The sequence below is a fragment of the Paenibacillus daejeonensis DSM 15491 genome, from assembly GCF_000378385.1.
Lineage (GTDB): Bacteria > Bacillota > Bacilli > Paenibacillales > Paenibacillaceae > Paenibacillus_D > Paenibacillus_D daejeonensis.
Map to the genome: position 1 here is coordinate 39224 of NZ_KB899682.1, position 6315 is coordinate 45538.

Sequence of the window (6315 nt, forward strand, 5' to 3'; positions counted from 1 at the left end):
GGGCCGCTCAGTCCAGAAGGAGGTGAAAACAATGCGCAAATACGAAGTGATGTATATTATTCGTCCCGAGGTTGAACAGGAAGCTGTTCAAGCAATCGTCGACAAGTACAATGGCATCATCGAAAACGGTGGTGGGGAAGTCTCCAAAACCGACGTCATCGGCAAACGCCGTCTTGCGTATGAGATCAACAAGATTCGTGACGGTATTTATGTCCTGGTTCATTTCAACGCAACGCCAGACGTTGTCAATGAATTGGATCGCGTCATGAAGATTCAGGATGAGATCATTCGATTCCTGGTCGTCAGAGATGTTGTTGCCTAAGTACGTGAGGATGTTCGATTGGAGGCGATAAGGTGTTGAACCGTGTTATTCTTATAGGGAGACTCACCAAGGATCCCGAGATGCGCTATACCCCATCCGGTGTGGCTGTGACTCAGTTTACGCTGGCAGTGGACAGACCATTTACTACGGGGCAAGGCGAGCGGGAAGCGGATTTTATCCCGATCGTAACTTGGCGTCAACTCGCTGAGACCTGTGCGAACTACCTGCGCAAAGGCCGCTTGGCGGCAGTCGAAGGTCGTATTCAAGTGCGGAACTACGAGAACAACGAAGGCAGACGTGTCTATGTGACCGAAGTCATCGCGGACAATGTCCGGTTCCTGGAGTCCAACCGTGAAGGCGGCGGAGGCGGACAGCGTGAGGAGTATAGCAACAGTGGCGGTAGCGGTGGCAACAGCGGAGGCGGAGGAAACTACGGTGGATCCGGCTCAGGCGGCAACTCGTCCGGTGGAGGCAGCTCTTACGGGGGCGGCGGAGGCCGGTCCGGGAATAATTCACGCAACAACGATCCGTTCTCAGATGATGGACGGCCTATCGATATCTCCGAAGATGATTTGCCATTCTAAAGGAAAGGACGATGGAGACGAATGAGCTTTAAACCAAGAGAAGACGGCGGCGAGCGCCCAGAGCGCAAGTTCCGTAAAGGCGGACGCAACAAGCGTCGCAAAGTATGTTATTTTACAGCCAACAAGATCAAGCACATTGACTATAAAGAAACAGACTTGCTCCGCAAGTTCATCAGCGAGCGCGGCAAAATCTTGCCACGTCGTGTAACTGGAACTAGTGCAAGATACCAGCGTATGCTGACTACTGCGATCAAACGTTCGCGTCAAGTTGCATTGCTGCCTTACACTACGGAATAGTCTGATTCACAGCGAACAGCACGCATGACCCCTCAGGGTTGTGCGTGCTGTTTTTAATTTTATTCGCGGCCCCTTAGAGGGTATATGATCAGTTTGGTGCTTAGAACCGTAGCTGAGCGCCTGTGAAGGGCGAATAAATCTCTGAAGCTACTTAATAAATAGAAGAAATGCCAAAACGCCAAAGGGTGGCTATCCCAAACTGGGGATAACCACCCTTTGGCGTGCACAGACAGCTTATCCACATGGGGATAAACGAAAACCGGCCTTGTTATCCACATGTGGATAGATGTCGGCGGGTAGAATGATAATGTAGCTGTTAATAACGTCCTGCCTGTTGTTCAGCGATATCGCCTACATAAGGTATCTTGAACCAGCTGCCGCGCAGCGCCATTAGCATCATCAAGATCCAAGCGATGAAGGTCAGCGGCACCAAGAGCACATTGACGAGCCAGCCGATAAAAGGAATCATATTGAAAATCGTGGTCAGAACGAATAAACCGCCGAACAAGATGATCGACTGCATGGCGTGAAATTTAACAAAGCGGCTGTTTTTCTCAATAACCAGGAAGATAATGCCGGTCACAAAAATGCCCAGATAGCAGAGCAGCCCGGCTACCTTGGGATCCAATCCTGTTGACGAGGCCGGCACATGCGGTTCCTGCATAAGTATCCCTCCTCCTTTCCCACCGAATCCTATCGCTACCCTATTCGATACCCGGATCAAGTATTCCTTTTGCGAGCCCGCCTAAATCTGTATTCATTTGTAACTTCGTGTCGAGGTGTATCGTTTATTAAAATAGGAAAGAGTTTAATTAGATAAAGAGGAATGGAGTGGAGCATCCCGTATGCAATCCCGAAAACGTAAATGGCTGATCGCCCTTGCTTCGTTTGTCTTGCTCGTTGCGACAACCGCATACTTCAATCGAACCACATTGGCCATGTGGGGTTTTGACCTGCTATGGGCCGATAAAATCGAGCAGAGTCTGGAGGAGTCGCACAAGCCGCTGGAAGGTCGCAAGCCCAAGCCTGTGAAGGAGGAAGCTGAAGCACGCGAGCCCTTCTCGCTGCTGCTGATGGGCGTGGATCAGCGGGACAAGGAGCATGGCCGGTCGGATACGATGATCTATACTGTCGTGCGGCCCAAGGATGGGTCGATGCTGATGATCTCCATCCCTCGGGATTCTGATGTAGAGATTGTAGGCAAAAACCGCAAGGACAAGATTAATCATGCCTACGCCTTTGGCGGTGCCAAGATGGCGCTGGAGACGGTGGAAGAGCTGTTCGGGTCCTCTGTCGATTATTACGCCAGTATCAATTTTGAAGGCTTCCGTCATGTGATTGATGCCATGGGCGGCATTGCGCTGCCAATCGAAGAAGATCTGGTGAATAAAGACCCAAATCACGAGAAGTTTGTGGTCAAAGCGGGGCAAGACTTATATAATGGACAGGACGCCCTGAATTATGTGCGCTATCGGGAAGATGCCGGCGGCGATATGAGTCGGACGGTTCGTCATCAGACCTTTATCCAGTCGATGCTGGACAAGGCAACTGGCGTCGGTCAGTGGGGCAGAGTGCCGGAGCTGATTGAGATTATGGGCGACAATTTCGCTACGGATCTGACGCCACAGGAGATTGTGAGTCTAGGCAAGTCGATGCTGCAAGCGGGTCATCGAACGATATACAGTCATACGTTACAAGGAGAAGGCGCGATTGGCCGGGGTGGGGCCTGGCTGTTCGATCTGGATGAGGCGGACTTAGAGAAGGCCAAAGGCTGGATCAGCAGCTGGCTGGACGGCTCAATCCCGAAGAATGAGCTGCCCCTGCCCGATCAATACGTGAGGCAGGGCGGGACAGCCTCCCCCGCCGCCTGAACGGCCGCGCATCCGCTTCTCCTGGCGTCTATGGACATGAGAAGAAACGGAGTGGCAAAGAGGTATGAACATCGCATTTTTTCTATTGCCGAAACAAGAAGTCGTCTGCCTGACCCAGGAAGTGACCCTGCGGCAGACGCTGGAGCGGATGGAGCATCATAGGTATACGGCTGTGCCGATCCTGGATCGGGATGGCGGCTACACGGGTACGGTCACAGAGGGTGACCTGCTCTGGTATATGAAGAATCACCCCGAGCTGACCTTCGATCAGGTACATCGGGTGAAGCTCTCGGAAGTGCCGCTGGGCAAGGATATCCGGACGGTGCAGATCAACGCGAATATGAAGGATCTGATCTCGCTGGCCAAGGTGCAGAACTTCGTGCCGGTTGTTGACGATATGAATCGTTTTATCGGCATTGTGCGCCGCAGTGATATTATTGATTATTGTGAGAAGATTATCGCAGAGTCGGATATTGTCCAGGAGCCTGCGGCGGTGATTGGCAAGGAGCCGGAAGGCCCGGCGAAGCTGGTATAGCTGGCACGGTGGACGTGTTTTCCCTAACGTAGCAGCAAGGTACATGAGAGGGACTCGCGAGAGGCAGGGTCCCTTTTCAGCACCGGTATTCTAGGAGGTATTAGATGGTTAACAGAAAAAGACCCATGGGTTCGGGCAACCGGCCCATGCGCGTGTTTCTGGCGATTGCGGTCTTGCTGGTTGTAGCAGCTGGCATCTATATGACACAGTCGCTGTTCGGAGGCTCGGACAGCCCAGGCAATGGTCCGGATACAGTCGCCGAGGGCAATGAGGGCAAGGGCAACAAGGGTAATGGCGGGGAAACGGCCGAGCCGGTCGAGGAGTGGGATGGCGAGGAAGAAGCGACGGCAGCGCAGCTGTCGCAGGTGTATGACATCGTCATCTCCAATGGCCGGGTTATCAATCCTGAGAACAACCTGGACAAAGAAGGCATGAACATCGGCATCACAGGCAACACGATTGGAGTCGTGACTTCGGAGTCGCTGCAAGGCGAGCGAGTGATCGACGCGACCGGTCTGGTGGTAACGCCGGGCTTCATTGACAACCTGTCGTACGATCCCAACCCGCTTGGCGTCTGGAACAAAATCGCTGACGGGGTAACGACGAACAATGCCATGCACGGTGGCACGACCACGCACAACAGCTGGTATGCTCACTATGAGCGGGACCGCCCGCCGGTGCATTTTGGCGCGTCGTATTTCTACACGCAGGCACGTAATCAATTCAAGCTTGGACGGTATGAGGCTGCCAAGCCGGAGCATACGGCCGAGATGTTGAAGCAGGCAGAGGAAGCGCTGAACAACGGTTCACTGGCCCTGTCCTTCAGCTTCGAGTATGTGCCCGGTATTACGGTAGAGGAAGTGATGCCGTTCATGCATTTGGCGCATGAATACAATGTACCGGTCTTCTTCCATGGACGCTACTCCAGTATGGAAGGCGGCGATGGAGATAACTTCGATACGATGCGGGAGATTATCAATTATGGCCGGGAGAGTGGCGCGGCTGTACATATCGACCACATCAACAGCACCGGCGGCACCTTCTCGATGCCTGAATCGCTCGCGATGATCGATGAAGCGCTGGCTGAGGGTATTGATGTGACTGCGTGTATCTATCCATACAACTTCTGGGGCACGTACCTGAATTCCGCCCGTTTCGACGAGGGATGGCAGGAGCGGTTCCGCATCTCTTATAACGATCTACAGATTGCTGGAACGAGTGAGCGACTGACCGAGCAAACATTCCGGCAGTACCAGAAAGAAGGTAAGCTGGCAGTTGCGTACGCAATTCCTGAGGAGGATGTTGTGCTCTCGTTCCAGCATCCGTCGGTGATGATCGGCAGTGATGCGATTCTTGAGCCTGGACATAACAACCATCCGCGGGCATCGGGGACCTTTGCCCGGTCGGTGGGCAAGTATGTCCGTGAAGATCAGATCATGGACCTTCCCGAGATGATCGCCAAGCTGACGCTCATGCCGGCGCAGCGTCTGGAGAAGCAGTCGCCGTCGCTGCAGAAGAAGGGTCGCTTGGCTGCGGGCATGGATGCAGACATCGTGATCTTCGACTTCGATACGATTATCGACCGTTCGACGGTCGAACAGCCGGAGCTGGAATCCGCAGGCATCGAATACGTGCTCGTGGAGGGCGAGCTGGCGCTGGAGAACGGCGAGGTCAACCGCAGCACGCGGCTGGGCAAGCCGCTCCGCAGTGAATTCGTCCGCTTCAGTGAGACCGTAGGCTCGGTCGTCTGGGAGGACGCCAGCTATCCGGTGGTGAACTACCGTGACCGCAACTATATCGACCTTGACGCCTTGAAGGCGCATGGTTACGATACGGCGTGGGATAAGGTGGCCCGCACCTTCACGATCACCGAAGGGGAAGCGGCGGCCGGCAGCGCTGGCGATCCGGGCTCCGCGCCGGAGAATAACCAGCTCATGCTGGAGCGCGGCTACATGGCGGTGTTCGGCGAGTTGGAGGCAGAGCTCATCTCCATCGGCGAGCGGGCCTACATGCCAATCCAGTTCCTGCAGGAGCTGGGCTACACGCTCACCGACGAAGGCGACGCCTGGACGGTGGAATAACACACGATTGGTATGACAGGCGTGGCCCTTATGGGGGCTGCGCCTGTTTTGGCGTGTGGCGAGTGGGGCGGTGGCTGGACGGTAGAATAGCACACACGATTGGTATGACAGACGTGGCCCTTATGGAGGCTGCGCCTGATTTGGCGTGGGGCGAGGGGGCGGTGGCTGGGCACGTGGAGGTGCTGACACGAGTGCTTATCCTCGTGCTAATGTTCGAGTTGTATGGTGAAACGGATGAAGGGTGCTGTCAACAAAACCATTCAATGTAGCTATAAGAGGGGGAATATGCTGAATGGTGCTGTCTGCATACAGTGCTCCTGTACCCATACCCGCGTAAGCCCCGGCGCACGATGCCCGGCAGCATGACGGCGGGTCGGATGGCACCCATACCTGCCCTTGCGCCCTCACCAACCCCAACCCCAACCCCAACCCCAACCCCAACCCCAACCCCAACCCCAACCCCAACCCCAACCCCAACCCCAACCCCTCTGCCGCCACCCACCGCCTTTTGCCCTCGCTCTAACGGCCACCACAGCAGTTATTTGGCTCAAAATCGGCTGTCTGAGATTCTAACGGCCATGAGCGCAGTTATTTCTACTTTTTGTTGTGTGTGACGTCACATTTG

At 54.7% G+C, this 6315-nt stretch carries 7 protein-coding genes; 6 read left to right on the forward strand and 1 reads right to left on the reverse strand.

Going from position 1 to position 6315, the window contains the following annotated elements:
• The first annotated feature begins 31 nt into the window (after nucleotides 1-31).
• Genes rpsF through rpsR form a run of 3 tightly spaced genes read left to right on the forward strand, consistent with a single transcriptional unit; the run spans nucleotide 32 to nucleotide 1203 of the window.
• The gene (gene rpsF, locus F556_RS0131475; protein WP_020620998.1) at nucleotides 32-322 is read left to right on the forward strand and encodes a 30S ribosomal protein S6; all 291 of its coding nucleotides are present in this window, start codon (nucleotides 32-34) and stop codon (nucleotides 320-322) included.
• Between the two features lie 32 nt (nucleotides 323-354).
• The gene (gene ssb, locus F556_RS0131480) at nucleotides 355-906 is read left to right on the forward strand and encodes a single-stranded DNA-binding protein (RefSeq protein WP_020620999.1); all 552 of its coding nucleotides are present in this window, start codon (nucleotides 355-357) and stop codon (nucleotides 904-906) included.
• Nucleotides 907-927: 21 nt separating this feature from the next.
• A complete protein-coding gene (gene rpsR / locus F556_RS0131485) occupies nucleotides 928-1203 on the forward strand; it encodes a 30S ribosomal protein S18 (RefSeq protein ID WP_020621000.1) in 276 nt (91 codons plus the stop codon).
• A gap of 316 nt (nucleotides 1204-1519) precedes the next feature.
• On the opposite strand, the gene F556_RS0131490 is transcribed toward rpsR, so the two are convergent.
• The gene (locus F556_RS0131490) at nucleotides 1520-1867 is read right to left on the reverse strand and encodes a DUF4870 domain-containing protein (RefSeq protein ID WP_020621001.1); all 348 of its coding nucleotides are present in this window, start codon (nucleotides 1865-1867) and stop codon (nucleotides 1520-1522) included.
• 181 nt (nucleotides 1868-2048) lie between these two features.
• Here F556_RS0131490 and F556_RS35800 point away from each other — a divergent pair, with 181 nt between their 5' ends.
• The 3 genes from F556_RS35800 to F556_RS0131505 all read left to right on the forward strand — a co-directional run bounded on the left by F556_RS35800 (nucleotide 2049) and on the right by F556_RS0131505 (nucleotide 5690).
• Nucleotides 2049-3074: an LCP family protein gene (locus F556_RS35800; protein WP_020621002.1), complete on the forward strand. Its 1026-nt coding sequence runs from the start codon at nucleotides 2049-2051 to the stop codon at nucleotides 3072-3074.
• A gap of 64 nt (nucleotides 3075-3138) precedes the next feature.
• Nucleotides 3139-3609 carry a CBS domain-containing protein gene (locus F556_RS0131500; RefSeq protein ID WP_020621003.1) on the forward strand — a complete coding sequence of 157 codons (471 nt, stop codon included), beginning with the start codon at nucleotides 3139-3141 and terminating at the stop codon, nucleotides 3607-3609.
• Nucleotides 3610-3713: 104 nt separating this feature from the next.
• Nucleotides 3714-5690, forward strand: coding sequence for an amidohydrolase family protein (locus tag F556_RS0131505; protein WP_157273033.1), 1977 nt, complete (start codon nucleotides 3714-3716; stop codon nucleotides 5688-5690).
• Nucleotides 5691-6315: the final 625 nt, after the last annotated feature.